20 protein-coding genes are annotated in these 25,704 nt (G+C 63.5%); 9 read left to right on the plus strand and 11 right to left on the minus strand.

From position 1 onward, the window contains the following. Positions 1-2: 2 nt before the first annotated feature. The 3 genes from CGZ66_RS11735 to htpX all read right to left on the minus strand — a co-directional run bounded on the left by CGZ66_RS11735 (position 3) and on the right by htpX (position 4,279). Positions 3-1,727: a heparinase II/III family protein gene (locus tag CGZ66_RS11735; protein ID WP_095084153.1), complete on the minus strand. Its 1,725-nt coding sequence runs from the start codon at positions 1,725-1,727 to the stop codon at positions 3-5. A gap of 147 nt (positions 1,728-1,874) precedes the next feature. Next, complete coding sequence (locus CGZ66_RS11740; protein WP_167392056.1) at positions 1,875-3,263, minus strand: RsmB/NOP family class I SAM-dependent RNA methyltransferase; 1,389 nt, start codon at positions 3,261-3,263, stop codon at positions 1,875-1,877. Continuing rightward, complete coding sequence (htpX, locus tag CGZ66_RS11745; RefSeq protein ID WP_095084155.1) at positions 3,260-4,279, minus strand: zinc metalloprotease HtpX; 1,020 nt, start codon at positions 4,277-4,279, stop codon at positions 3,260-3,262. The genes CGZ66_RS11740 and htpX overlap by 4 nt, the downstream gene beginning before the upstream one ends. Before the next feature lie 105 nt (positions 4,280-4,384). Here htpX and CGZ66_RS11750 point away from each other — a divergent pair, with 105 nt between their 5' ends. Beyond that, positions 4,385-4,606, plus strand: a complete 222-nt coding sequence (locus tag CGZ66_RS11750; RefSeq protein ID WP_095084156.1) for a DUF1674 domain-containing protein — start codon at positions 4,385-4,387, stop codon at positions 4,604-4,606. A 98-nt stretch (positions 4,607-4,704) separates the two neighbouring features. On the opposite strand, the gene CGZ66_RS11755 is transcribed toward CGZ66_RS11750, so the two are convergent. Further along, the gene (locus tag CGZ66_RS11755) at positions 4,705-5,376 is read right to left on the minus strand and encodes an HAD-IA family hydrolase (protein ID WP_095084157.1); all 672 of its coding nucleotides are present in this window, start codon (positions 5,374-5,376) and stop codon (positions 4,705-4,707) included. 167 nt (positions 5,377-5,543) lie between these two features. Between CGZ66_RS11755 and CGZ66_RS11760 the strand changes: the two genes are divergently transcribed. The 3 genes from CGZ66_RS11760 (at position 5,544) to CGZ66_RS11770 (ending at position 9,852) form a co-directional block, all read left to right on the plus strand. Beyond that, positions 5,544-6,413 carry a transglutaminase-like domain-containing protein gene (locus CGZ66_RS11760; RefSeq protein ID WP_095084158.1) on the plus strand — a complete coding sequence of 290 codons (870 nt, stop codon included), beginning with the start codon at positions 5,544-5,546 and terminating at the stop codon, positions 6,411-6,413. 331 nt (positions 6,414-6,744) lie between these two features. After that, positions 6,745-8,163 carry a pilus assembly protein gene (locus CGZ66_RS11765; RefSeq protein ID WP_095084159.1) on the plus strand — a complete coding sequence of 473 codons (1,419 nt, stop codon included), beginning with the start codon at positions 6,745-6,747 and terminating at the stop codon, positions 8,161-8,163. Positions 8,164-8,589: 426 nt separating this feature from the next. Further along, complete coding sequence (locus tag CGZ66_RS11770) at positions 8,590-9,852, plus strand: SAM-dependent methyltransferase (protein WP_095084160.1); 1,263 nt, start codon at positions 8,590-8,592, stop codon at positions 9,850-9,852. On the opposite strand, the gene CGZ66_RS11775 is transcribed toward CGZ66_RS11770, so the two are convergent. Then, a complete protein-coding gene (locus CGZ66_RS11775) occupies positions 9,853-10,602 on the minus strand; it encodes an MOSC domain-containing protein (protein ID WP_095084161.1) in 750 nt (249 codons plus the stop codon). Continuing rightward, positions 10,602-12,557 (minus strand): acetate--CoA ligase, encoded by a 1,956-nt coding sequence (gene acs, locus CGZ66_RS11780; RefSeq protein ID WP_095084162.1) that lies wholly within the window; start codon positions 12,555-12,557, stop codon positions 10,602-10,604. Before acs ends, CGZ66_RS11775 begins: the two co-directional genes overlap by 1 nt. Before the next feature lie 317 nt (positions 12,558-12,874). On the opposite strand from acs, the gene CGZ66_RS11785 reads away from it, so the two are divergent. Continuing rightward, positions 12,875-13,147, plus strand: coding sequence for an usg protein (locus tag CGZ66_RS11785; RefSeq protein ID WP_095084163.1), 273 nt, complete (start codon positions 12,875-12,877; stop codon positions 13,145-13,147). A 161-nt stretch (positions 13,148-13,308) separates the two neighbouring features. Here the strand turns inward: CGZ66_RS11785 and CGZ66_RS11790 are convergent, their stop codons facing one another. Both CGZ66_RS11790 and CGZ66_RS11795 read right to left on the minus strand, forming a co-directional pair. Continuing rightward, a complete protein-coding gene (locus CGZ66_RS11790; RefSeq protein WP_095084164.1) occupies positions 13,309-14,343 on the minus strand; it encodes an aldo/keto reductase in 1,035 nt (344 codons plus the stop codon). A gap of 58 nt (positions 14,344-14,401) precedes the next feature. Beyond that, positions 14,402-15,583, minus strand: a complete 1,182-nt coding sequence (locus CGZ66_RS11795) for an MFS transporter (RefSeq protein WP_095084418.1) — start codon at positions 15,581-15,583, stop codon at positions 14,402-14,404. A 119-nt stretch (positions 15,584-15,702) separates the two neighbouring features. Here CGZ66_RS11795 and CGZ66_RS11800 point away from each other — a divergent pair, with 119 nt between their 5' ends. Continuing rightward, complete coding sequence (locus tag CGZ66_RS11800; protein ID WP_095084165.1) at positions 15,703-16,611, plus strand: LysR family transcriptional regulator; 909 nt, start codon at positions 15,703-15,705, stop codon at positions 16,609-16,611. A 55-nt stretch (positions 16,612-16,666) separates the two neighbouring features. On the opposite strand, the gene CGZ66_RS11805 is transcribed toward CGZ66_RS11800, so the two are convergent. After that, positions 16,667-17,716 carry an aldo/keto reductase gene (locus CGZ66_RS11805; RefSeq protein ID WP_095084166.1) on the minus strand — a complete coding sequence of 350 codons (1,050 nt, stop codon included), beginning with the start codon at positions 17,714-17,716 and terminating at the stop codon, positions 16,667-16,669. Between the two features lie 108 nt (positions 17,717-17,824). Beyond that, positions 17,825-18,487, minus strand: coding sequence for a YggS family pyridoxal phosphate-dependent enzyme (locus CGZ66_RS11810; protein ID WP_095084167.1), 663 nt, complete (start codon positions 18,485-18,487; stop codon positions 17,825-17,827). A 153-nt stretch (positions 18,488-18,640) separates the two neighbouring features. On the opposite strand from CGZ66_RS11810, the gene leuS reads away from it, so the two are divergent. From leuS to CGZ66_RS11825, 3 genes are all read left to right on the plus strand, one after another. Further along, positions 18,641-21,265: a leucine--tRNA ligase gene (gene leuS / locus CGZ66_RS11815; RefSeq protein ID WP_095084168.1), complete on the plus strand. Its 2,625-nt coding sequence runs from the start codon at positions 18,641-18,643 to the stop codon at positions 21,263-21,265. Next, positions 21,252-21,833, plus strand: coding sequence for an LPS assembly lipoprotein LptE (gene lptE / locus CGZ66_RS11820; RefSeq protein WP_095084169.1), 582 nt, complete (start codon positions 21,252-21,254; stop codon positions 21,831-21,833). Before leuS ends, lptE begins: the two co-directional genes overlap by 14 nt. Before the next feature lie 297 nt (positions 21,834-22,130). Next, on the plus strand, positions 22,131-24,839 hold the full coding sequence (locus CGZ66_RS11825) for a DNA translocase FtsK (protein WP_095084170.1): 2,709 nt from the start codon (positions 22,131-22,133) through the stop codon (positions 24,837-24,839). 119 nt (positions 24,840-24,958) lie between these two features. Here the strand turns inward: CGZ66_RS11825 and fsa are convergent, their stop codons facing one another. Then, the gene (fsa, locus tag CGZ66_RS11830) at positions 24,959-25,615 is read right to left on the minus strand and encodes a fructose-6-phosphate aldolase (protein WP_095084171.1); all 657 of its coding nucleotides are present in this window, start codon (positions 25,613-25,615) and stop codon (positions 24,959-24,961) included. Between the last annotated feature and the right edge of the window lie 89 nt (positions 25,616-25,704).

The raw sequence follows: 25,704 nt of genomic DNA on the forward strand, positions 1-25,704 counted from the left end.
GATCAGTTGTTCTCGGGATAGCCGGCGATGCTGGTGCGTGTCAGCTGCCAATGGACTTCGGCGACGTCCGAGGCTTTGAAGGCAAGCACGATCTGGCGGCTGCGGCGCGGGCCGCCAAGGCCGGCGAAATAGATCGATTCCTCGACCTCCGGCACCACTTCGCTGGAGGTGAACACCCAGGTGTCGGCCTGATCGCCGGCCAGGACCAGCCGATCGTGCTCGTCCTGCAGCAGGTTGACGTCGGGATGGACGTGGAAGCGGATGGTGACGAAGTCGCGGCCGTTGTTGCGGATCGCCGCATTGCCCGGGCGCAGAAAGCGGTCCCTGCCGGCCAGCACGTTGCCGTTCTGCGACAGTTTCAGCTCGCGCTCATGCAGGAAGCCGAAGCGCGGGACATAGCCGTCATGGCGGGCGATGAAGCCTTGAATTCCTTTCTGGTCGGTGCGCTTGCACTGCACCTGTTGCGGCCCGCCGATCAATGGCGAGCCGAGCAGGTCGTTGACACGCAACGAATGGCTGAAGCGTGCCGACGAGGTGTCGTTGATGGTAGCGGTCGAGTGCGCGGCGGTGGCGCGCGCCAGCGGCCGGAACTCGGCGACGCCATAGGTGTCGATGCCGGCGTTGACGATGTAATGCTGGCGGCCGGACGACAGTTCGAAGGCGAGGCATCCGGCGTGCGCGGCATTGGACACGTCGACCGGCGGCGGCAGGCCGGTGTCGGCGATGACGGTGACGCCGCCCATCGACAGGCGCTCATAGCCGGAATGCGGGGCATGCAGCAGCGGCGAGCCTGCGGTGTCGTCGTGACGCAGGATGGTGGCGATGCGATCGTGGATGGTAGCGCCCATGCCGTTGAAGCGGGCGAGGCTGCCGTCCTGATGGCGGAAGAAGCGCAGCGCCGGCAGCATGCGGTCGATGGCGCCGATGAGGGCCTGCGGCGGCGTTTCGGCCTGGTTGGCATAGGTCTGGCGCAACGGCAAAAGGTCGGCGAGGATTTCCAGGACGACCATCGGATTGCGCGAAATGTGACCGCCATCGGCAAGGATCTGGCGGTCGAGCTCCGCGGCGAGGTTGCGGGTGGCGCCGCGCAGCGCCGATGCCGGCGCCGGCAAGGACAGGGCGGCGAAGGCCAGCGCGATGCGGGCGCGCAGCCTGTCCTTGCCATCCGGCATTTCGCGCGCCATCGACCTGAGGTAGCGGATCTGGACGGCAAGCGTCTTCAGGAAGGCGCGGTAGAAGGGGAATTCGGCGCCCTGCAGCACGACAGAGGAATGCTGCAGCCAGGCGATGATGCGCTTGGCCGTCGTGCCGGGCTCCCAGGCGATGCCAGAAATATGGCTGCCATGGATGGTGATCCAGTCGGAGACCAGCGCGCGGGCGTTGGCGGCGGCCAGTTCGGTGCCGGCGGCGCGCATGTGGCGCAGCCAGCGAAAGCCGTGCAGCGTCTTTTGCCAGCCGTGGTTGGGCACGTTGATCTGGAAGGGCGATTTGCCGCCGGTCTCGACCAGATGCCCCGACAGGGGATAACGGCCGTAGTAGATCTCGAGCGCGATCTGCGGGTCGGCCAGACGCAGGTCCGGCGGTGCGATCAGCACACGTTCGGGCGTGCGGCCGGAATAGCGCCAACGATAGATCGGCCCGGCACGCAAGCGCCGGCGCGTCTTGCGCCAGAACTCCTTCGCGACAAGCGTCCACAGACGCGTCGTGTTGCTGGCAGCAAGTGCCAAAACCCCTCCTGATCGTCTTCTACCCCGGCACAAGTTTACATGATTGCACGACTCGTGCGAAGGCGAATTCCATCGGACGGCGCCGGCTCATCCGGTGTTGCCCCCGACCTTCCCTAAAAAAGTCAGCAAATCCCGGCGGTTAAATATTTAGCCGGCTCGGCGCATGCGGGCGGCGAAGAAGCCGTCGAGGCCCGAGCGTTCCGGCGCGCCGAGGTCCAGATCGGCGGGCGTGGTGCGCAATGTGCCTTGCGGCGTCAGGAACGGATCGATGCCGGCGATCTCGCCTTGCCGCAGCGGATCGTCGGCTATTTCAGCCGTCCCGGCCAGAAAGGCGCGATAGAGGTCTTCGCCCTCGAGCGGGTCGAGCGAACAGTTGGAAAAGACGATCCTGCCGCCGGGTTTTACCAGCGTCACGGCGCGGGCGAGCAGCCTGCGTTGCAGGTCGGCGAGCTTTTCGACATCGGCCGCCGTCTTGGTCCATGGCACGTCGGGATGTCGCCGCACCGTGCCGGTCGACGAGCAGGGCGCGTCGAGGAGCACGGCGTCGAACAATTCCTTAGGCTCGTATTTAGTGAGGTCGGCCTGGACGATGTCGGCGGACAGGCCGAGGCGGTCGAGATTTTGCGTCAGCCGCACCAACCGGTTCTTCGATGTGTCGACGGCGGTGACCTTGGCGCCGGCGAGAACGAGCTGCGCGGTCTTGCCGCCGGGAGCGGCGCAGAGATCGGCGACGCGAAGCCCCCTGACATCGCCGAACAGACGCGCTGGCAGGCTGGCGGCGGCGTCCTGGACCCACCAGGCGCCGTCGGCAAAGCCGGGCAATTCGGTGACGGGCCCGGCAAGCTTTTCCACCCGAATTGTGCCGGTCGGCAGGACGATGCCGCCGAGCCGCTCGGCCCACAGTTCGGGATCGGCCTTGACCGAGAAATCGACCGGCGCTTCGTGCCGATGTGCTGCGAGAATCTGCCTGGCCTTTTCATTGCCGTAGGCAGCCTTCAGCCGGTCGGAGAACCATTTTGGCGCTTCGTCGGTGGCGGCAAGGGCGGCAGGCAACTCCGTTTCCTTGGCGCGCGCGAGCGTGCGCAGCACGCCGTTGACCAGGCCGGAAAAACGCACCGTGCGCGGATCTGATTTGGCGTGGGTCACCGCCAGGTCGACGGCGGCGCTGTCGGGAATGTCGAGGAACAGGATCTGTGCCGCCGCCACGTGCAATATGTGCGACAGGGCGGTGGCGTTGGGCGGCAGTGGCTTTTCCAGCCGGCGCGCCAGCAACCCGGTGATGGTCATGCGATAGCGCAGTGCGGTGACCAGGATGGCACGCACCAGGCCGCGATCGCGCAAGTCGAGCGCTCTGTACTGCGGGTGGCCGTTCTCGTGGTCGGTCAGCCCGTCGAGCGGCGTCCTGGCGTCGATGACGGCGGCAAGCAGGCGCGCCGCCGCCTTGCGGGCGGCGAGACCGGCAACGAAGTCGCCGCCATCCTTGTGTTCCTGATCGCCTGAAACTGTGCGTCGAGGTCCTCTGCCCGCCACGCTCACGACCACCGGCCTTTGGGCCCGGTCGGGTTGCGCCCCCATGGATTGGGCTTCGGTTCAGCCGATTCCGCCGGCTGTTCAGGTCGCGCTGCCTGGCCCCATGGGCCTGACGGCGGCTGTTCGCCCGGCTGCCGGGGTGCCGGGGCCTGGCGTGGTGCGACTCGAGTGTCGCTGCCTTCCATGTCGCGCGCCATCGCCTGCAAGGCCGCGATGCGGTTTTCGGTGCTCGGGTGGGTGGAAAACAGACTGTCCATGCGCTCGCCGGAAAGAGGATTGATGATGAAGAGATGCGCCATTGCCGGATTGCGCTCGGCATCGGGGTTGGGAATGCGTTCGGCGCCGCGAGCGATCTTGTCAAGGGCGGACGCCAGCCAGAGCGGGTGTCCACAGATTTCGGCGCCGCGCCGGTCGGCCTCGTATTCGCGGGTGCGGCTGACCGCCATCTGCACGACCATCGCCGCAAAGGGCGCCACGATCATGGCCGCCAGCACGCCGACAAAGCCGAACGGATTGTTGTCGCGGTTGCCGCCGATGAAGAAAGCGAAATTGCCAAGCATCGAGATGGCGCCGGCAAAGGTGGCGACGATGGTCATGGTCAGCGTGTCGCGGTGCTGCACATGGGCGAGTTCGTGCGCCATCACCGCGGCGACCTCTTCATGGCTCAGCCTCTGGAGCAGGCCAGTGGAGGCGGCGACGGCCGCGTTCTGCGGGTTGCGACCGGTGGCGAAGGCGTTCGGCTGCGGATTGTCGATCAGGTAGGTCTTCGGCATCGGCAGCCCGGCTTGTTGGGCCAGTGACTGCACGATGGCGTAATATTCGGGCGCGTTCTTTTCGTCGACCTCGACGGCGCGGTTCATCGACAGCACCATCTTGTCGGCGTTCCAGTAGCTGAATAGATTGGTGCCGGCGGCGATGACCAGCGCGATCATCATGCCGCCCGATCCGCCGATCAGAAAGCCGACGCCCATGAACAGTGCCGTCATCGCGGCAAGCAGCATGGCGGTGCGAAGTGTGTTCATCGTCTGCTCCTGTCCCTGTGGCGGTGAAAAGGGGTCGATCGTTGCGAGGTCATCGCTATATGATGGGAAACGCCAGTTCCTGTTTCAATCCGCCGGACATATCGCATGAACGACGAAACCAGTAAAACCGATGCCGACCTTGGCCATGACATCCAGCCAAAGGCGCTGACGCCGGAGGCCAGCCGTGCGCTCGCGGAAGCCGAAGCAAGGCGCGTGAAATATCTGGAGAAAGAAGCCGCGACCCCGAAGGAAATCGGCGGCCGTGGCGGAAAGGAACCCGGCCGCTACGGCGACTGGGAGGTCAAGGGCCTGACCAGCGATTTCTAATGCATGTCGCGCAAAAGTGGCCTCGGTTTTGCGATAACGACATGCACAACAAGAAGGCCTAAAGCGCGTCGCTTGAATCGGTCTCAACGCGACGCGCTTTAGGAAGCCGCCGCGCTTTGTGCTCGCTCCAGACCAAGCTGGCCCTGGGCGTCGGCGACCGCCGTCAGGTTGCTGTAGTCAAAAATGGTTTCGTGCGGCGTGTCCATCTTGTGCTGATGCGTCGCGGTGATCACTAACACCGTGGCGCCGGCCGCCTCGCCCGCCTGGATACCCGGCGTTGCGTCCTCGAAAACCACGCAGTCGTGGGCGTCGAAGCCAAGCCGCTCGGCCGCCAGCTGGAAGCAGTCGGGCGACGGCTTGCCATGAGCCACGTCTTCCCCCGTGATTATTGTCGCCGGACGCGGAATGCCCGCCGCTTCAATCCGTACCAGCGCAAGCGCGAGTGGCGATGAGGTGACGATGGCCCAGCGATCCGGCGGCAGCGAGTTCAGGAAGGCCGCAGCTCCGCCGATGGCATGGATCCCTTCGACATCGGCGATTTCGGCCCGTGTAATCTCGTTCGCCTCGTGCTGTGGGTCGATACCGGGAAGTGCCAGCCGGCGGACGGTCTCGATGGCGCGCCTGCCATGCATCGTTGGGAGGAAAGTCGCCACGTCGAGGCCGTGCCCCATCGCCCAATTGCTCCAGACGCGTTCCGCGGCCGCGGTCGAATTGAGCAGCGTGCCATCCATATCGAAGAGGAAGGCCGCGAATTTCTTGCCTGCGAACATGGTTTTCCTTGAGTTGGGGGAGCGCTTGTGGCGGTCGCCGAACCTAACGTCGCGGCGTCGGTAAGGGAAGGCACGAGGGCCACCTTTTCGATAGTCCCAGGGAACCACAGTCCGTCCTCTCGCGTTTGAACAAAACTGTTTTCCACGACGATCGAATGGGGACTGCGATGCTGATCCGGCTCGGCTACGAAATCGCCATTGAGTGCACCGCGGCCACCCCGGTGATTTCGCTGCTCGAGATCCACAGGGACAGGCAGGCCGACATAAAGCGGCAGACGCGGGTGCTGACGTCGCCTGCGGTGTCGACCAGGCTCTACCACGATCTCTACGGCAATGGCTGCCGCCGCTTCACCGCGCCCGCTGGCGGTTTTCGCATCCTTTATGACGCGGTCGTCGAGGACAGCGGCGAGACCGACGAAGTCAACACGCTGGCCAGGGAAGTGCCGGTGGCGGAACTGCCCGACGAGGTGCTCGGCTATCTCCTCGGCAGCCGCTATTGCGAGACCGATCACCTCAGCGGCCTGGCATGGCAGCTTTTCGGCCATGTCCCCTCGGGCTGGGCGCGGGTGCAAGCGATCGTCGACTATGTCCACAACCGGCTCTCGTTCGGCTACGGCTACGCGCGTTCGACCCGCACCGCGGCACAGGCGCATGACGAGCGCGTCGGCGTCTGCCGCGACTTCGCTCATCTGGCTATAACGCTCTGCCGCTGCATGAACATTCCGGCGCGCTATGTGAACGGCTATCTCGGCGACATCGGCGTGCCGGCCGATCCGGCGCCGATGGATTTCTCGGCGTGGATGGAAGCGTTCCTCGACGGCAAATGGTACGCATTCGATCCGCGTCACAACACGCCGAGGGTCGGCCGCGTCGTCATCGCGCGCGGCCGCGACGCTACCGACGTGCCGCTGCTGCACAGCTTCGGCCCGCATCGGCTCAACCTGTTCAAGGTGTGGACCTACGAACAGGAAGGCAATTTGTTCAATCCGCCCTATCATGCCATCGACAGGACGGTCAGCGCGCAGATGCTGGCCTGATCTCTCGGTAGCCGGGCATGTGATCCGGCAAGTTTGACGCCCTGCGATTTCTAACAGCTGGTCCGCTTCGGCACAGAAGCCCTGTGCCGCAACAGGACGTCATCGGGCATTGCGTGATCCCTTGGCTTGATCATGGTAAGCGACTGGTAAAGGAACCCGAAAATGTGTGTTTCTGTTTACCGGTCATTCACCTTTGCGCAGCTCTCAACCTAACAAAAACAATAGGTTGTTGGCGAACGGCTGGCCTTCTGTCCCTTAGCGGCGTTAACCGGCCGGAATCCTGCATTGTCCTTCCCGCGGCGACGAGGCCGAGGTGAGTGGAGGCTGCAGGATGCGGAATTTCGGGGGTCTTGTTCACGCGGCTGGCGTCTTCGCCAGACATCGTGGTGGAAATTTCGCAGTCCTGTTCGGCCTTACCGCTTCTGTCTTGGCACTGGCTGTTGGTTTTTCCGTCAACGTAACCCAGCTCTACAATGCCAGATCGAGCCTGCAGGGCGTGGTCGACGCCGCAGTCACGTCGACGGCGCGCGACCTGACGACCGGCGTCATCAGGGAAGCCGATGCCAACAGATCGGTGCAGGCCTTTCTCGATGCCAACAGCCAGGCAGGCATCCTGCAGGCCGATGAGATCGTGCTCGACAGGCTGATTGTCAGCACGACCGCCAAGACCGTCCAGGCGGACGCCCATGTCGATGTCGCCCTGTATTTCCCGATGTTCAACATGGGTGGCACAAAGCGCGTCGCCGCTTCCACAACGGCGCTCTACTCGGACAAGACCATCGAAGTGGCGATGATGCTCGATGTGACCGGGTCGATGGGGCCGAACATCTGGGCCAAGACCAACAAGATCGGCGACCTGCAGATTGCCGCCTCCGGGGCTGTCAAGGATCTGCTGGACAACAACATCGATCCGAGAAATCCGCGTGTGCGTGTGGCGATTGTTCCCTACGCCGAAGCTGTGAACACTGGCGGTCTTGCTGGCAGTGTCTTCGTCGAGGAGAAGGGCGGGCCGGACCTGCCGCCACCCTTGGATGCTCCGGTTTCGGTGTCGGTGACACCAGCGCCCGACAAATGCGCCACCGAACGCAAGGACAAGGATGGCTATGCCGATACTTCGTCCGACGGACCTTCCACGTCGCGGTGGGACAGCAACGGCAAGGAGTACCTGGCCAAAATCAATCGGGACGATCACATGAGAACCTGCCCGACGCCGGAACTCATCCCGCTGTCGGCCGACGAGGACAAGCTGCTCGACACGATCGATGATTTCAGCGCGGCTGGCGTGACCGCCGGCGGTATTGCCGCGCAGTGGGGCTATTACATGCTTTCACCCTCGTGGCGCTCGACCATCGTCAACGCCGGGCTCGGTGCGGGTCCCGCCAATTTCGACAAGAGGAAAGTCGCCAAGGTCGCCATCCTGATGACGGACGGGCAGTTCAACACAGCCTTCGCCGGCGAGCGCGGTGCGCCAAACTCACAGAATTCCGGCCAGATGTCGCGCGACAATGCCGAAGGCATTTGCGACGACATGAAGCGCGTCGGCATCGAGATCTTCACGATCGGCTTCGATCTGAACGATCCAACCATGACGGCGACCGAACGGGACCAGGCAAAAAGCGTGCTCCGGGACTGCTCCACAGCGGACACGTCCTCGCTGAAGCACTATTACGAGGCGGCCACAGGGGCGGAATTGAAGCAGGCGTTCGACGACATCGTCCAGAACATCGAGAAGATCACCGTCACCAAATGAGCCTTTGAGCAGCGGACAGGTCCGCGGGTTATTGGTCCAAAAGGAAAAGGCCGCCGCTTCTCTCGAAGCCGGCGGCCTTCCGTGTTTCCGTCCGTGGCGCGGCCAATGGTGGTAACCCGTGAGGTCACCTACCGCGCATCTCGCGCCTTAACGGGAAGTCTGCTTCCCGAAAGTGCAATCCGCTGAGGCCACGTTCTGGAAAACGAAATCACTCGACATCGGATCACCTCCTTTCGATTTGTTGAACACACAGAGATGATGGGGTCTGATTTGGCAAATGGCAAGGCGTCACCCTCAAAAAGCCGGGTGTGTGTCTTTCCGGACATGCTTGCCAGACGGGCTGGCCAGATGGGCTGACCAAACGGGGTGGCTTGCGATCCGAGGGCAAACGGACAACATTGGCGCTCTTGGCTTCGGGGAGGAAGCATGGACGCCACGGAAAGAGCTGCGCGCATCGTTCGCACGGTGATCGAGGCGCTGAAGCCGGGCTTTGCCGTCAGATTGTGGACCGGCGAGCGGATCGGTCCCGCCGACGGTCCGGTGTTGGCCATCAACGACCAGGACATCGTCTGGCAACTGGCGCGCCGGCCAAATTTTTCGACGCTGCTCGAGATGTGGATTTCCAAGACGATCGACGTGGAGGACGGGTCGCTGTTCGATCTCTACGCCTTGCCCTCACAGGGCAAGCTGAGGTTGAAGGCGTTGCCGAAGCTGGCGATCCTGCGCGATCTGCCCGCCGTCCTGTTCTCGCGAAGGCAGATGACGCGCCGGGCCGATCTTGCCGGCCGCAACCCCTTCGTCAGCGGTTCGAACAAGCAGGCGATCGAGCATCATTACGATATTTCGAACGGGTTCTACGGGCTCTTCCTCGATGAACGCATGGTCTACACCTGCGCCTATTTCACCGATTTCGCCAACGGCATCGACCAGGCGCAGCAAGACAAGCTCGACCATATCTGCCGTAAACTGAGGATGAAGCCCGGCGACCGGCTGCTCGACATCGGCTGCGGTTGGGGCGCGATGCTGATCCATGCCGCCAAGCACTATGGCGCCATCGGCCATGGGGTCTCGTTGTCGGAGGAGCAGACCCGACTGGCGCGCGAGCGCATCCGCGCCGAGGGTCTCGATGATCGGATCACCATCGACATAAAATCCTATACGGAACTGAGCGGCAGCTACGACAAGATCTCGTCGATCGGCATGTTCGAGGCCGTCGGCCTCGCCAACCACGGCACCTATTTCTCGACCATCCATCGCTTGCTCAAGCCAGGCGGCATCTATTTGCACCACGCCATCACCCGGCGCGGCAAGGGCAGCCCGAAGAAGACGCTGCGCAAGGGCGCCGAATATAAGGCGCTGATCAAATACATATTTCCCGGCGGTGAGGTCGACACCATAGGCATGACGCTCGGCAATCTCGAGGCGCATGGATTTCTCGTCCACGACGTCGAAAACCTGCGCGAACACTATGCCCGCACCTGCAGGCTTTGGGCGGAACGTCTGCACGCAAGGTTCGATGAGGCGATCGCCGAGGTCGGCGAAGCCAAGGCCCGCCTGTGGCTGCTTTACCTGACAGGCTGTTCGATCACCTTCGAACGCGCCTCGGCGCAGATTTTCCAGACCGTCGTCACCAAGCGTGCGCGGGGATCGAGCGGCTTGCCGCCGACGCGGGCGGATCTTTACCGGTGATCAGACGAATCGCATCGCCGCGCCGATTTCGACGCGGGCCGGTCGATCGATCGTGCAGTAGACGCCGAGATTGTGCGCGTTGTGGCGGACCAGATTGCGCAGGATGGCCGGGTCGTGGTCGAAATCATCCTGGGCAATGATGGTGAAGCCGCAGCGGCGGCACGGCTCGGAGATGGTCAAGTGCAGATCGCCGATCGCCAGCTTGCGGCCGATCCATTCCGTCTCCGGGAACGATCCTTCGACCGGCGCCATGTCGACGACGATGTTGGGGCGGAAGCGTCGCGGATCGGGCACGCCTTCGGGGTGCAATGCCTTCAGCCGTGCCAGCGAAGCCGTGGTCAAAAGGTGGATCGGGGCCTTGCGGTAACGCTCGGCGGTCAGCGGTCCGGAATAGCCAGGCGCCGCGCGTTCCCTCCGAAACGGCCGGATCGAGGCCGCGAAGCCAAGATAGGCGGAAACGGCGCGATCGCTTTCGGCTCCTGGCGCCGCCAGCCAGTCGCCGTCGGGAATGGCAACCTCCAGTTCACGGGTTAGCGACAACCGGGTCCTGATGCGCGGCACCTTGTGCCATTTCCCATCGCGGTCGGGTCGCGCGATTTCGTTGTCGGTGGCATCGACGAGACCGAACATGCGGTCGCCGTCGATGCTTTCCTGATCCACCGTAATCGCGTCCAGGCGCTCGCCGGCGAGCGAACTCGCCGGGTAGCGCCAAAGCTCGATGACCGAACCCACCGCGACTGTCGATTGCATCAGCTTTTCTTGTTCTGCCGGTTGGCGATCAGGTCCTCGACGACGGCCGGATCGGCGAGTGTCGAGGTGTCGCCGAGGGCCGAAAAATCGTCCTCGGCGATCTTGCGCAGGATGCGGCGCATGATCTTGCCCGAGCGTGTCTTGGGCAGGCCGGGAGCGAACTGGACCTTGTCGGGCGAAGCGATGGCGCCGATCTCCTTGCGGACATGGGCAATCAACTCCTTGCGCAATTCCTCGCCAGGCTGTTCGCCGGCCATCAGCGTGACATAGCAGTAGATGCCCTGGCCCTTGATGTCGTGGGGGTAGCCGACGACGGCCGCTTCCGAAACCTTGTCGTGACTGACCAGTGCGGATTCGACTTCCGCCGTGCCCATGCGGTGGCCGGAGACGTTGAGGACGTCGTCGACGCGGCCGGTGATCCAGTAGTAGCCGTCGGCGTCGCGGCGGCAGCCGTCGCCGGTGAAGTACTTGCCCTTGTAGGTCGAGAAATAGGTCTGCACGAAGCGGTCGTGGTCGCCATAGACGGTGCGCATCTGGCCCGGCCAGGAATCGGTGATGCACAGATTGCCGTCAGCCGCGCCCTCCAGCACCTTGCCCTCGCCGTCGACCAGCTGCGGCTTGATGCCGAAGAAGGGCCGCGTGGCCGAACCTGCCTTGAGGTCGGTGGCGCCGGGCAGCGGGGTGATCAGGATGCCGCCGGTCTCGGTCTGCCACCAGGTGTCGACGATCGGCACCTTGCCGTTGCCGACGACGTTGAAATACCACTCCCAGGCTTCCGGATTGATCGGCTCGCCGACCGAACCCAGCACGCGCAGCGACTCGCGCGATGTCCTGGTGACATGCGCATCGCCGGCGCCCATCAGCGCGCGCAATGCGGTCGGCGCGGTGTAGAAGATGTTGACCTTGTGCTTGTCGATGACTTCCCAGAAGCGCGACTGCGACGGATAGTTCGGCACGCCCTCGAACATCAGCGTGGTGGCGCCGTTGGCAAGCGGCCCGTAGACGATATAGCTGTGGCCGGTGACCCAGCCGACATCGGCGGTGCACCAGTAGATGTCGCCGTCATGGTAATCGAAGACATATTGGTGCGTCATCGAGGCATAGACGAGATAGCCGGCGGTGGTGTGGAGCACGCCCTTCGGCTTGCCGGTCGAGCCCGAGGTGTAGAGGATGAACAGCGGATCCTCGGCCTTCATCTTCTCAGGCTTGCATTCGGCTTTCACCGAAGCGACTTCGTCGTGGTACCAGACGTCGCGGCCCGGCGCCCAGCCGACCTTCCCGCCAGTGCGGCGCACGACGACAACCTTGTTGACCATGACGAAATTCTTGGCGGCGATATCGATCGCCTTGTCGGTGTTCTCCTTCAGCGGGATGGCCTTGCCGCCGCGCAGGCCTTCGTCGGCGGTGATGACGAAGGTCGATTCGCAGTCGACGATGCGGCCGGCGAGCGCGTCGGGCGAAAAGCCGCCGAAGACGATCGAGTGGATGGCGCCGATGCGCGTGCAGGCAAGCATCGCATACGCCGCTTCCGGGATCATCGGCATGTAGATGGTGACGCGGTCGCCCTTCTTGACGCCGTGCTTCTTCATCACATTGGCGAGCCGGCAGACATGCTCGTAAAGCTCGTTATAGGTGATCTTCTTGTCGTCGTAGGGATTGTCGCCTTCCCAGATGATGGCGGTCTGGTCGCCGCGCTTCTTCAGGTGGCGGTCGATGCAGTTGTACGAGACGTTGGTCAGGCCATCCTCGAACCACTTGATCGAGACCTTGCCATCGAAGGAGGTGTTCTTGACCTTGCTGAAGGGCTTGAACCAGTCGATGCGCTTGCCATGCTTGCCCCAGAACTTGTCCGGGTTCTTGACGCTGTCGGCATACCATTTCAGGTAGGTGTCATTGTCGATCAGTGCGTTTTTCTTCCACGCCGGCTGGACGCGATGGACATGAACCTCGGACATTCTTCACTTTCCTCCCGAACCAATCCGCCGGCTTGAAACGCCGGCGGGATCGCGGCGACGCGGCCGCGAATTCGGCGGCATTATTACCAGTTCCTCCGTTACGGCAATATTAGACATTGGGTTTGCGCGGCGGGATGCCGCAGACAGACTTGCGCCGACTGTCAGCACTCAGGCGATGCCGCTGCTAACTGCATGTTTTCGCGCGGAAAACCCGTTCTTGATCAGGAAAAATCAATAGACAGTTAAGCAACGGCGCGCACAATCCAGCGTTGGGAGGAACGGAGACTCAACCAAGGGACCGTCCAAGGGGGACTGCAATGCAAGACCATTCCGAAATGGACCTGATGCTTAGGGGATATGGCCTGACCACGGCCAAGATTCTTTACCATTTTCCCGATCATCCGCATCTGCTGCAGAGCTACATCTGGCAGGACTACGACATCGCTCCGAAGTTTCCGGTGCTGATCCGCTTCATCGAATTCTGGAAGACGAGGCTCGACGGCCCCCTGCATTCGGTTGTCTACACGCATCAGAAGCTGATCGCGCCGAACGAATGGCGCAAAGTCGACGGCGAGTTCGTGCTGCATTAGGGTGTGCCGATATTCAGGTGAGGCCGGCCTGCGAATGGCGGTTTCCTGCGCTTCCGGTGCTCACGTACTTTAAGTACGCTCCGCTTCGGTTCTCGGAAGCCACCATTCTCGACTCGGCCTGACCTGAATCTCGACACACCCCGATCCCGAACGGTTATGTGTTAAACCGCCGGCGGGTTCAGCCGGGCGAAACCTTCCTGGCGGCGATAGGGGAAATATGGGTAGGGCGCGGTGACTTCGCTGGCCGCGTCGAGTTTCCCGATCTGCTCCGGCGTCAAGGTCCAGCCGATGGCGCCGAGATTTTGGCGCAGCTGTTCTTCGTTGCGGGCGCCGATGATGACCGAGGACACGGTCGGGCGCTGCAGCAGCCAGTTGATGGCGATCTGCGGCACCGTCCTGCCGGTTTCTTCGGCCACCGCGTCAAGGGCATCCATGACCCGGTAGAGATGCTCGTCCTCGACCGGTGGGCCGAAGCTGGCGGTGTCGTGCAGCCGGCTCTTTTCCGGCAGTTTTGCTCCCCGGCGGATCTTGCCGGTCAGGCGGCCCCAGCCGAGCGGGCTCCACACCAGCGCGCCGACGCCCTGGTCGAGGCCGAGCGGCATCAGCTCCCACTCATAGTCGCGGCCGACCAGCGAGTAGTAGACCTGGTGCGCGACATAGCGCGGATAGCCGTGCCTGTCGGCTTGCGCCAGCGACTTCATCACTTGCCAGCCGGAGAAATTGGAGACGCCGACATAGCGAAGCTTGCCGGAGCGCACCAGCTCGTCCAGAGTCGACAGCACCTCCTCGATCGGCGTGCCGGCATCGAAGGCATGCAGCTGCAGCAGGTCGATGTAATCGGTGCCGAGCCGCCGCAGCGCGTCGTCCACGGATTTGATCAGCCGCGAACGCGACGAGCCGTAGTCGGCCGGGCCGTCGCCCATCGGCAGCGAGGTCTTGGTCGAGATCAGCACGGCATCGCGGCGGCCCTTTATCGCCTCACCAAGCACTTCTTCCGACGCGCCGTTCGAGTAGACGTCAGCGGTGTCGAACAGATTGACGCCGGCTTCGAGGCAGATGTCGACCAGCCGCCGCGCTTCCCTGGCGTCGCTGTTGCCCCAGGCGCCGAACAGCGGGCCGGAGCCGCCAAAGGTTCCCGCGCCAAATGAGAGTGCGGGCACTTTCAAGCCCGATGCACCGAGACGTCGATAGTTCATTTTCGTGGCTCCTGGTGGTTTGGAAAGGGATGTCGAAGGCGATCCGGTTTTGCCGGCGTTACGAGCGGACCGAGACAGGCTCGCCGATCGTAGGGCTGCGATCGAGACGCAGTGCCAGACCCGCCACGGCGAGTGCGGTGAGCGGCAGCAGGGCGGCGATCCAGGTGAGCGAACCCAAGCCGAGGCCCTGGGCGATCACCGCGCCGCCAAGCCAGGCGCCGGCGGCGTTGCCGAGATTGAAGGCGGCGATGTTGAAGGACGAAGCAAGGCTTTGGCCCGCACCTTGCGCCTTTTCCAGCACCCACATCTGCAGCGGCGCCACGGTGCCGAAAGCGGCGGCACCCAGCAGGCCGACATAGATCACGGCCATTACCTGGCTGTGGATGGCGAAGGTCATGGTTGCGAGCACCAGGGCCAGCACCACGAGGCTGCCCAGCACGGCCGGCACCAGCCAGCGATCGGCGATCTTGCCGCCGGCGAGATTGCCGGCGATGAGACCGCCACCGAAGACGAGCAGGATCGGCGACACGGCGGCTTCGCCAAAACCGCTGATCTGCGTCAGCAACGGGGCGATGTAGGTGAAGACGGCGAAGACGCCGGCATAGCCGAGCACGGTGGTGGCGAGGCCGAGCAGCACGGGCGTGCGGCGCAGTACGGCGAGATCGGCGCGCAGGTCGCTCTTCTCGGGCGCCGTCTGGCTGCGTGGCACCAGAGCCAAGATGACGGCGAAGGCCGCCAGGCCAACCACGGTTACCGCCCAGAAGGTCGCCCGCCAGCCAAAGGCCTGGCCGAGCCAGGTGCCGAAGGGCACGCCGAGGATGTTGGCGATGGTCAGGCCGGTGAACATCAGTGCGATCGCCGAGGCCTTCTTGTTGGGCGCGACCAGCCCGGTGGCGACCACCGAACCGACACCGAAGAAGGTGCCATGGGCAAAAGCGGTGATGACGCGGGCGCCCATCAGCGTCCAATAGTCGGGCGCTAGCGCACAGGCGAGATTGCCAAGCGTGAAGATCGCCATCAGCGCCAGAAGCACGGTCTTGCGCGGCCAGTTGCCGGTGGCGATGGTCAGCAGGGGCGCGCCGATGACGACGCCGAGCGCATAGCCCGAAATGAGCTGGCCGGCGGCTGAGATCGAGACGCCGAGATCCTTGCTGACGTCGAGCAGCAGGCCCATGATGACGAATTCGGTGACGCCAATGCCGAAGGCGCCGGCGGCGAGGGCGTAAAGAGCAAGAGGCATGGCGATTTCCACTTCGATGAGGAAGAGCGCCGTCCCGCGCCCCGACCCGAAAGATTGTGTCGCCATGCATTGTGAACCAGACTTGCGCCGGGCACATTTTCTGTGAAATAGATTCACAGATGGCCAGGCCCGACATCAATCGCTCCGGCGAGATCGAAGTGTTCGTGCGCGTCGTCGAGGAAGGTAGTTTCTCTTCCGCGGCACGCGCGTTGCGCATGACGCCGTCGGCGGTCAGCAAGCTGATCGCGCGGCTGGAGGCTCGGCTTGGCGCGCGGCTGGTCAGCCGTTCGACGCGAAAACTGCAACTGACACCGGAAGGCACCGCGTTCTACGACAGCGGTCAGCGCATCCTGGCCGACATGTCGGCGGCCGAGCAGGAAGCCGCGGCAGGGGCGGCGCCACGCGGACGGCTGCGCGTCAACTCCTACGTTCCCTTCGGGGTGCATCGGCTGATCCCGCTCCTGCCACGCTTCCTTGAACGTTACCCCGAGATTTCGGTCGATCTGATGCTGACCGACAGTGTCATCGACCTGATGGCGGAACGCGCCGATGTCGCCATCCGCGCCGGGCCGCTCGGCGAATCACGGCTGGTGGCGCGCAAGCTCGGGCAAAGCCCGGTGGCGGTCGTTGCAGCATCTTCCTACCTCCAGACGCATGGCACGCCTCTAACACCGGCCGATCTCGACAGGCACAACCGCATGGGCTTCGGTTTCGTGCGGCATGTCGATGGCTGGCCGTTTCGTGACGCGGCTGGCAATCCCATCATGGTTTCGATCACCGGCAACACGCTGGTCAGCGACGGCGAGGCAATGCGGCTGATGGCGCTGGCGGGCGCGGGCATTGCCCGGCTGGCGCGCTGGCACGTGGCAGCCGATATCGGGGCCGGCCGGCTGGTGCGGTTGCTCGAGGATTTCAATCCGGGCGACGAGGAGGTCACCCACGCCGTCTATGTCGGCCACGGCCGGCATCTGCCGGCGCGGGTGCGCGCCTTTCTCGATTTTCTTGGCGAGAGCGTGCGGCTGACCTGAGGCGAGGCGGCTCTCGGGAGCCCATGGGCTCCCGAGATGTCTGCGCTGGTGGCGGCTAGGCTTTCGGCGTGAACGGCGCCGGGCGGCGGCCGGCTGCCTGGCGCTCCACCATCCAGCCAGGATATTCGGCCGGCAGGGCGCTGACCTCATCGAGGCGGACAAGATCGTCGGCGTCGAGCTTCAACTGGGTGGCGGCAAGGTTCTGTTCGAGCTGCTCCATGCGGCTGGCGCCGATGATGACGCTCATCACGAAGGGCTTGGCCAGGACATAGCCGAGCGCCACAGTGGCAACGTTCACATCGTGCTTTTTGGCGATCTCGCGCATGACGGCGACGGCCGCCCAGGCGCGCTCCTCGTTGACCGGCGGAAAGTTGAGGGAGGCACGACGGCCCTCGCCATTGCCGGGCGCGCCTGGGCCGTATTTGCCGGACAGCAAGCCTCCGGCCATCGGCGACCATACCATCAGGCCAAGCTTTTCCTCATTGATGAGCGGCACGATTTCGCGCTCGAGATCGCGTCCGGCGATCGAATAATAGGACTGGATGGTCTCGAAACGGGCAAAGCCCTTGCGGTCGGCGATGCCGAGCGCCTTGGCGATGCGCCAGGCCTGCCAGTTGGAAACGCCGACATAGCGGACCTTGCCGCGGGCAACCAGATCGTCGAGCGCCCGCAGCGTCTCGTCGATCGGCGTCACCATGTCGGTGCCGTGCAACTGATAGAGGTCGATATGGTCGAGTTGAAGCCGCTCGAGGCTGGCATCGACCGAATCCATGATGTGGCCGCGTGACGAGCCACGCTGGTTAGGACCGTCACCCATGGCGCCATGCACCTTGGTGGCGATGACCACTTTCTGCCTGTCGACGCCGAGATCCCTCAGCGACTGGCCGAGCAGCCGCTCGGACTCGCCAAACGAGTAGACGTCGGCCGTATCGAAGAAATTGACGCCGGCGGCGAGCGAGCGCGCAACGATCTCGTTGACGCCCTTCTGGTCGAGGCTGGCGATCAGGCCCCATTGGGCGTTTTCGCCGGCGGCGCCGAAGGTCATGGTGCCGAGGCAAAGTTCGGAGACGAACATCCCCGTATTTCCAAGCTGGTTGTAACGCATAGTGGAGGCTCCAGGAGAATGGTGATGACACCAAGCAAATAGGAACGATACGTTTCGTTTCCAGTCTTGGCACAACGAGGCTGCCAGATTGGCCCAAAGTCCGCGGTGTCAGCGGCTGCCGAAGATCGCCGATCCGACCCGGACGCTGGTGGCGCCGAAGGCGACCGCCGTCTCGTAGTCGCCGGACATGCCCATCGACAGTTTGGCGACGCAGGCCTCATGCGCTAGCTTCTCCAGCAAGGCGAAGTGAGGACCTGGGTTCTCGTCGGCCGGCGGAATGCACATCAGGCCTTCGATGGCGAGGCCGTGGACACCACGGCAGCGGGTGACGAAGGCGACCGCATCGCGCGGTTCGATGCCGGCCTTCTGCGGCTCGGAGCCGGTGTTGACCTGGACATAGAGCTTCGGCGCGCGGCCCTGCCTGGCGATCTCCCTGGCGAGTTCGACGGCGATCTTGTCGCGATCGACCGTCTCGATGACATCGAACAGCGCCACCGCCTCCTTTGCCTTGTTCGACTGCAGCGGACCGATCAGATGCAGCTCGATGTCGGCAAAAGTCTCCTTCAGCGCCGGCCATTTGCCTTGCGCCTCCTGCACGCGGTTTTCGCCGAAGACGCGCTGGCCGGCCTCGATGACCGGGCTTATGTCAGCGGCGTCAAACGTCTTGGAAACCGCGACCAGCGTTACCGCGCCAGGATCGCGGCCGGCTTCGCGCTCGGCGGCGGCGATCTTGGCCTTGACCACGAAAAACTGCTGAACGGCGTCACCCATATGCAAATCCCGCTGTTTTGATCCGCGTTTTTGACCGACGCGAGACCCATATGGTTGACGGGTTTGCCAAACCATGGTGAACACCCGGACCATATCCAATGAACTGCCGAGCTGTCGCCCGCAGTCCGCATGCTTTTAAGTGAAAAACGTCCCATGGCAACCGAACGATACAATCCGCGCGCGTCAGAGCCCAAATGGCAGAAGGCCTGGGACGCCAGGAAGCTTTTCGAAGCGCACAATGACGATCCGCGCCCGAAATACTACGTGCTGGAAATGTTCCCCTATCCGTCGGGGCGCATCCACATCGGCCACACCCGCAACTACACGATGGGTGACGTGGTGGCGCGCTACAAGCGGGCCAAGGGCTTCAACGTGCTGCACCCGATGGGCTGGGACGCCTTCGGCATGCCGGCCGAGAACGCGGCGATGCAGAACAAGGTCCATCCCAAGGAATGGACCTACCAGAACATCGCCACCATGCGCGAGCAGCTCAAGGTCATGGGCCTGTCGCTGGACTGGGCGCGCGAATTCGCCACCTGCGATGTCGACTACTACCACCGTCAGCAGATGCTGTTCCTCGATTTCGTCGAGAAGGGGCTGGTGACGCGCAAATCCTCCAAGGTCAACTGGGATCCGGAGGACATGACCGTTCTCGCCAACGAGCAGGTCATCGACGGACGCGGCTGGCGTTCGGGGGCGCTGGTCGAACAGCGCGAACTGACGCAGTGGTTCTTCAGGATCACCGATTTCGCGCAGGATCTGCTGGATTCGCTCGACGGCCTCACCGAATGGCCGGAAAAAGTGAAGCTGATGCAGCAGAACTGGATCGGCCGCTCCGAGGGCCTGCTGATTCGCTGGCCGCTGGCCGACGCCATCGGCGGCGAGCATGAGTTGGAAGTCTATACGACAAGGCCCGACACCATTTTCGGCGCCTCCTTCATGGCTGTCGCCGCCGATCACCCGCTGGCCAGGAAGGCTGCCGAGACCAATCCGGCGCTGGCCAAGTTCATCGACCAGGTCCGCCATATGGGCACTTCGGTGGCGGCCCTGGAGACGGCCGAGAAGAAGGGCTTCGACACCGGCATCCGCGTCGTTCATCCGTTTGACGACAGCTGGACGCTGCCGGTCTATGTCGCCAATTTCGTGCTGATGGAATACGGTACCGGCGCTATCTTCGGCTGTCCGTCCGGCGACCAGCGCGACCTCGACTTCGCCAACAAATACGGCCTGCCGGTGATCCCGGTGGTGATGCCGGAAGGCGAGAATCCAGGCAGCTTCCAGATCATCGATGAAGCCTATGTCGGCGACGGCGTCATGATCAATTCGCGCTTCCTCGACGGCATGAAGCCGGATCAGGCGTTCGACGAGGTCGCGAGACTGCTGGAGCAGAAGACCATCGGCAACCGGCCGATGGCCGAGCGCAAGGTGAATTTCCGCCTGCGCGACTGGGGCATTTCGCGCCAGCGCTACTGGGGTTGCCCGATCCCGATGATCCATTGCGAGGATTGCGGCGTGGTGCCGGTGCCGAAGGCCGACCTGCCGGTCAGGCTGCCCGACGATGTCGATTTCGACCGGCCCGGCAATCCGCTCGACCGCCATCCGACCTGGCGCCATGTCAAATGCCCGCAATGTGGCAAGGATGCGCGTCGTGAAACCGACACGATGGATACGTTCGTCGATTCGTCGTGGTATTTCGCGCGCTTCACGGCGCCCAGAGCGTATGAGCCGACCGATCCCAAGGCAGCCAATGAGTGGCTGGCGGTCGACCAGTATATTGGCGGCATCGAGCACGCGATCCTGCATCTGCTCTATTCGCGCTTCTTCACCCGCGCCATGCGCGAGACCGGCCATGTCGATTTGGCCGAGCCGTTCAAGGGCCTGTTTACGCAAGGCATGGTGGTGCACGAAACCTATCGCGTCGGCTCGGCGTCGAATGGCCGCTGGCTGGCGCCTACGGAAGTGCGGCTGGAGGACGTCGACGGCAAACGCCGCGCCATCGACATCGCCACCGGCGAGGCGGTGACGATCGGCCCGCTCGAAAAGATGTCGAAGTCGAAGAAGAACACGGTGAGCCCGGAAGACATCACCGACGGCTACGGCGCCGACACGGCGCGCTGGTTCATGCTGTCGGACTCACCGCCCGAGCGCGATGTCGAATGGACCGACGATGGCGCCGCCGGCGCGCATCGCTTCATCCAGCGCATCTGGCGCCTGGTGTCGACGGCGGCCGAGACGCTGGCCGGCATCAAGCCCGTGGCGGCCAATGCCGGCGAGGCGGCAGTGGTTTCGAAAGCTGCGCACAAGATCCTGAAGGCGGTCGGCGAGGATATCGAAAAGCTCGCCTTCAACCGCGCCATCGCCCGCATCTACGAACTGGCCAATGCGCTGACCACGCCGCTCAACGATGTGGCCGAAGGCAAGGCCGATGCGGCGCTGAAAAGTGCCTGCCGGCAGGCCGTGGAGATACTCGTGCATCTGATCGCGCCGGTCATGCCGCATCTGGCCGAGGAGTGCTGGGAAACGCTCGGCGGCACCGATCTGGTCGCCGAACGGTCGTGGCCGGTCTTCGATCCGGCACTGGTCGTCGACAACGAAGTCACCTATCCGGTACAGGTCAACGGCAAGAAGCGGGGGGATTTGACAATTGCTCGCGACGCGGACCAAGGTGCGGTCGAAAAAGCGGTACTGTCTCTCGACTTCGTGCAGAAAGCACTCGAAGGTAAGGCTCCGCGCAAGGTGATCATCGTGCCGCAGAGGATCGTCAATGTCGTTGCCTGATCGAAAGACAGAGCTGGGCCGTTTGCTGCGCCGCGTGGCGCTTGCCGGCCTGCTCGGCTCGCTTGCGCTGGCCTCGGCCTGCACGGTGCGGCCGCTTTATTCGAGCGCGCCGCTGTCGACCAGCTCGACCGGCAGTGCCAATTCCGAACTGGCGTCGATCGGCATCAAGCCGGTCAACACGCGTTTCGGGCAGCAGGTGCGCAACAATTTGATCTTCGGATTTGGACGAGGCGCTGGCGAACCGGCCTCGCCGGCCTATTCGCTCTTTCTCGGCGTGGGCGAAGCCGTCGAATCCGCGGCACTCGTGCAGGTCGGAACCGACGAAGACGAGCCGACCGCTGGTTCCGTGACGCTGACCGCCAACTATACGCTGAGCGATGCCAAGACCGGGGCAAAGATCGCGTCCGGGAGGCGTTCGATCACCTCGTCCTTCGACAGGCCGCGTCAGGAATTCGCCGCATACCGGGCACAGATCGACGCCGAGAACCGTGCCGCGCGCGAACTGGCCGAAGCGCTGCAACTGTCCATCGCCCAGGACCTGGTCAAGTACGGCAAGACGGCCGGCTAGCGCATCATCGTTTCGAACGCTCCCGCCTCAAAACGCGGGTATGGCGGGCAGTGGTGACGTTGATCACGCGCGCCCAAAGTCAGACCGCCGAAATTGCCGCAGAGATAGCGCGCCTCACTCCTTGTGGCTCCCCCAGGCAGATTGCGCCGGCGTGAGTGCTGCCTGACGACGGTCGCTCGTTGCGACCGGTACGATGACATTGCTGTCCCAAGATCGTCGACGATCGCGCCGCCGGGAAGCAACTGTTAACCACTCGCTCCCTATTGCTCGGCAGGTGTTTCAGAGCGAGTCGTGAGAATGGAATCCAAGCGTTTTTCCCGGGTCAATTCATTGAAGGCAACTTCGCCCGATGACCCCGGGGTAGAGCGTTTCGAGGGCGTGAGTGGCAGGGCCGGTCGGCAAGCTCCTTCAGCCGCGACAGGCGGCCATGATCGCCCAACTCACCAGGGACAGGACGGCCGGCAGTCCGGCATACACCAGACAGGCTATTCCGCGCGGGTTGTTGATCTTGGCGGTAGCAAGCGGCCCTATATGGAGCCGAGGGTTGACCAGGGGACGAGCCATGCGTCCCCGAAGATCGGCGACATCGAAAGTCCTGCCTGGCAGGAATATTTCTTCCTCGCGCCCAACGTGCGTTTTACGCGCACGCCTGACTACGAGACCAAGAAGCATCGCCAGCAGAGCGACCCTGTCGTCGAACAGGGCGCTCCAGACGCGCTCCCAACGCAACAGGCCGTCACACAGCCCATCGTTGATAAGGCACCATTTGCTCCCTCGCTGCTGGCATTGCCGGTTTCGGTGAAAAGCCGCAATTTGGAAACAGCCCGGTTGCAGGGCAGCAGCGAACCGGCCGCATCAAGGACGTCGCCGCTGGCTGCAGCGTCTGCTGCGCCGGGGCGTGCCAACGACAAGGCACGACGTGCGCCGTCGGTACCTCCGATGACCGCCGCAGCGGGACGAGCATCCGTGCGCATGGCCGCCGTCCCGGCAGGCAGCGCCGCGGCCAAGACAGCCAACCCCGAGACACTGCGCTGGCCTCATCTCTCCGATCATGCCTTCTTCGAGGTCATGGCACCCTACCTAGTCGACGTTTCGTCCCCGGCCCGACCTGCCAACCCGGCCACGCCGGCGCCGGCCGCGGCTGCGCGAATTGGTATCGGTACATCGTTGGTCTCCGACGCCACCTCGCTGTTTCGTGTCATCGAATGGCTTCCAGGCCAGCCCTCGAAGCCGTCACCTGATGTCCGGCCGTCCAACTCCAACCAAGCCGTCGCCCAGCCCGACATGCCGGCGAGCAATGCGCCGTTGCAGGTTGAGGTCGCTGCAATCTCCGCTGCGGCAAGCGATGCCGTTGCCGTGCCAATCGTTCGGAGTCGAGACGTCGCCGTGCGGGCCGCGTCCGCGTCCCCACGCTTGCCTCTGGCCGGCAAAATCGTGCCTTCAATGGCGGGGGATTCGTATCAGCTCCCCTCCGAAGAGTTGTTGCAGCAGCCACCGGAGGGGCAGGGGTTCTACATGTCGCAGGAGCGGCTTGAGCAGAACGCCGATCTTTTGGAAAGCGTACTCGAAGATTTCGGCGTGCGCGGCGAGATCATTCATGTTCGCCCAGGCCCGGTCGTCACGCTCTATGAGTTCGAGCCGGCGCCGGGTGTCAAATCCTCCCGTGTCATCGGGCTCGCCGATGACATCGCCCGCTCCATGTCGGCGGTTTCGGCGCGCGTCGCGGTCGTGCCTGGCCGCAATGTCATCGGCATCGAGCTTCCGAACGAGATGCGCGAAACGGTCTATTTCCGCGAGCTGATCGAATCGGAGGGCTTCCGCAAAACCAGCTGCAAACTGGCGCTCTGTCTCGGCAAGACGATCGGCGGCGAGCCTGTCATCGCCGAGTTGGCGAAGATGCCGCACCTGCTCGTGGCGGGCACCACCGGCTCGGGCAAGTCGGTCGCCATCAACACGATGATCCTGTCGTTGCTCTACCGGCTGAAGCCGGAAGAGTGCCGCCTGATCATGGTCGACCCCAAGATGCTGGAGCTCTCCGTCTATGACGGCATCCCGCATCTTTTGACCCCTGTCGTCACGGACCCCAAAAAGGCGGTCACCGCGCTCAAATGGGCGGTGCGCGAGATGGAGGACCGCTATCGCAAGATGGCGCGGCTCGGCGTGCGCAACATAGACGGCTACAATGAGCGCGCGGCTGCCGCCCGCGACAAGGGCGAGACGGTCGTGATGACCGTGCAGGCCGGCTTCGAAAAAGGCACCGGCGAGCCGCTTTTCGAGCAGCAGGAAATCGACCTTGCCCCGATGCCCTATATCGTCGTCATAGTCGACGAGATGGCCGACCTGATGATGGTTGCCGGCAAGGAGATCGAAGGCGCCATCCAGCGTCTGGCGCAGATGGCCCGCGCTGCCGGCATCCACCTGATCATGGCAACGCAGCGCCCTTCGGTCGATGTCATCACCGGCACGATCAAGGCCAACTTCCCGACCCGGATTTCCTTCCAGGTGACATCCAAGATCGACAGTCGCACCATCCTGGGCGAACAGGGCGCCGAACAGCTGCTTGGCCAGGGCGACATGCTGCACATGATGGGTGGCGGGCGCATTTCGCGCGTGCATGGCCCGTTTGTTTCCGATGCGGAAGTCGAGCACGTCGTGGCGCATCTGAAGGCGCAGGGTCGCCCCGAATATCTGGAGACGGTGACAGCCGACGAGGATGAGGAAGAAGCCGAAGCCGATCAGGGCGCGGTCTTCGACAAGGGATCCGTTGCAGCTGAAGACAATGATTCCATATATGACGAGGCGGTCAAGGTGGTGGTGCGCGACAAGAAGTGCTCGACGTCTTACATCCAGCGCCGCCTCGGTGTCGGTTACAACCGCGCCGCATCGCTGGTCGAGCGCATGGAAAAGGAAGGGTTGGTCGGTGCACCCAACCATGTCGGCAAACGCGAGATCATCATGGGCCGGCGCCCGCAGATGAGCGCGCCCGACGATGACGGCACCGATTGATCGGCAGGCGCGCCCTTGTCGACGTCTTCGGGAGCACAATAAAAAAGGCCGGTTGCCCGGCCTTTTTTTGTTGGAAGCGGTGTGATCTCAGCCGATCGCTATGTCAGCCGATCGCCATCTCAGCCAATGGATTGGCCGGTCTTTGCCCAGTCGGCGAGGAACTGTTCCAGGCCCTTGTCGGTCAGCGGGTGCTTGACCAGTGCCTTCAGCGTCGCCGCCGGCACGGTGGCGACATCGGCGCCGATCAGTGCTGCCTGCTTGACGTGGTTCACGGTGCGAACCGAAGCCACCAGGATCTCGGTCTGGAAATCATAATTGTCGTAGATCTGCCGGATCTCCTGGATCAGCTCCATGCCGTCGACGCCCATGTCGTCGATGCGGCCAACGAAGGGCGAGATGAAGGACGCACCGGCCTTGGCCGCGAGCAACGCCTGGTTGGCCGAGAAGCACAGCGTGACGTTGACCAGGCGGTTCATCTCGGTGCGGATCGTCTTGCAGGCCTTCAGGCCGTCGAGCGTCAGAGGCACCTTGATGCAGACATTGTCGGCGATCTTGGCCAGAACCTTGGCCTGCTGCATCATCTCGGAATATTCGGTGGCGGTGACTTCAGCCGAGACCGGACCCTTGACGATGTCGCAGATCTGCTTGGTGACCTCGGCGATCTTGCCGCCGGATTTCAGGATCAGCGACGGGTTGGTGGTGACGCCGTCAAGCAGGCCCAGATCGTTGAGCTCACGGATATCCTTGACGTCTGCGGTGTCGACAAAAAATTTCATGGCGGTCTCCTGACGATTTCGTCGTGCTGGGAAAGGCACGTTCAGCGTTGCCCTTTGATCTAGACCAAAGTCGGGGCAAGGTCACGCTT

The sequence above is a fragment of the Mesorhizobium sophorae genome, from assembly GCF_002270415.1.
Taxonomy (GTDB): Bacteria; Pseudomonadota; Alphaproteobacteria; order Rhizobiales; family Rhizobiaceae; genus Mesorhizobium; species Mesorhizobium sophorae.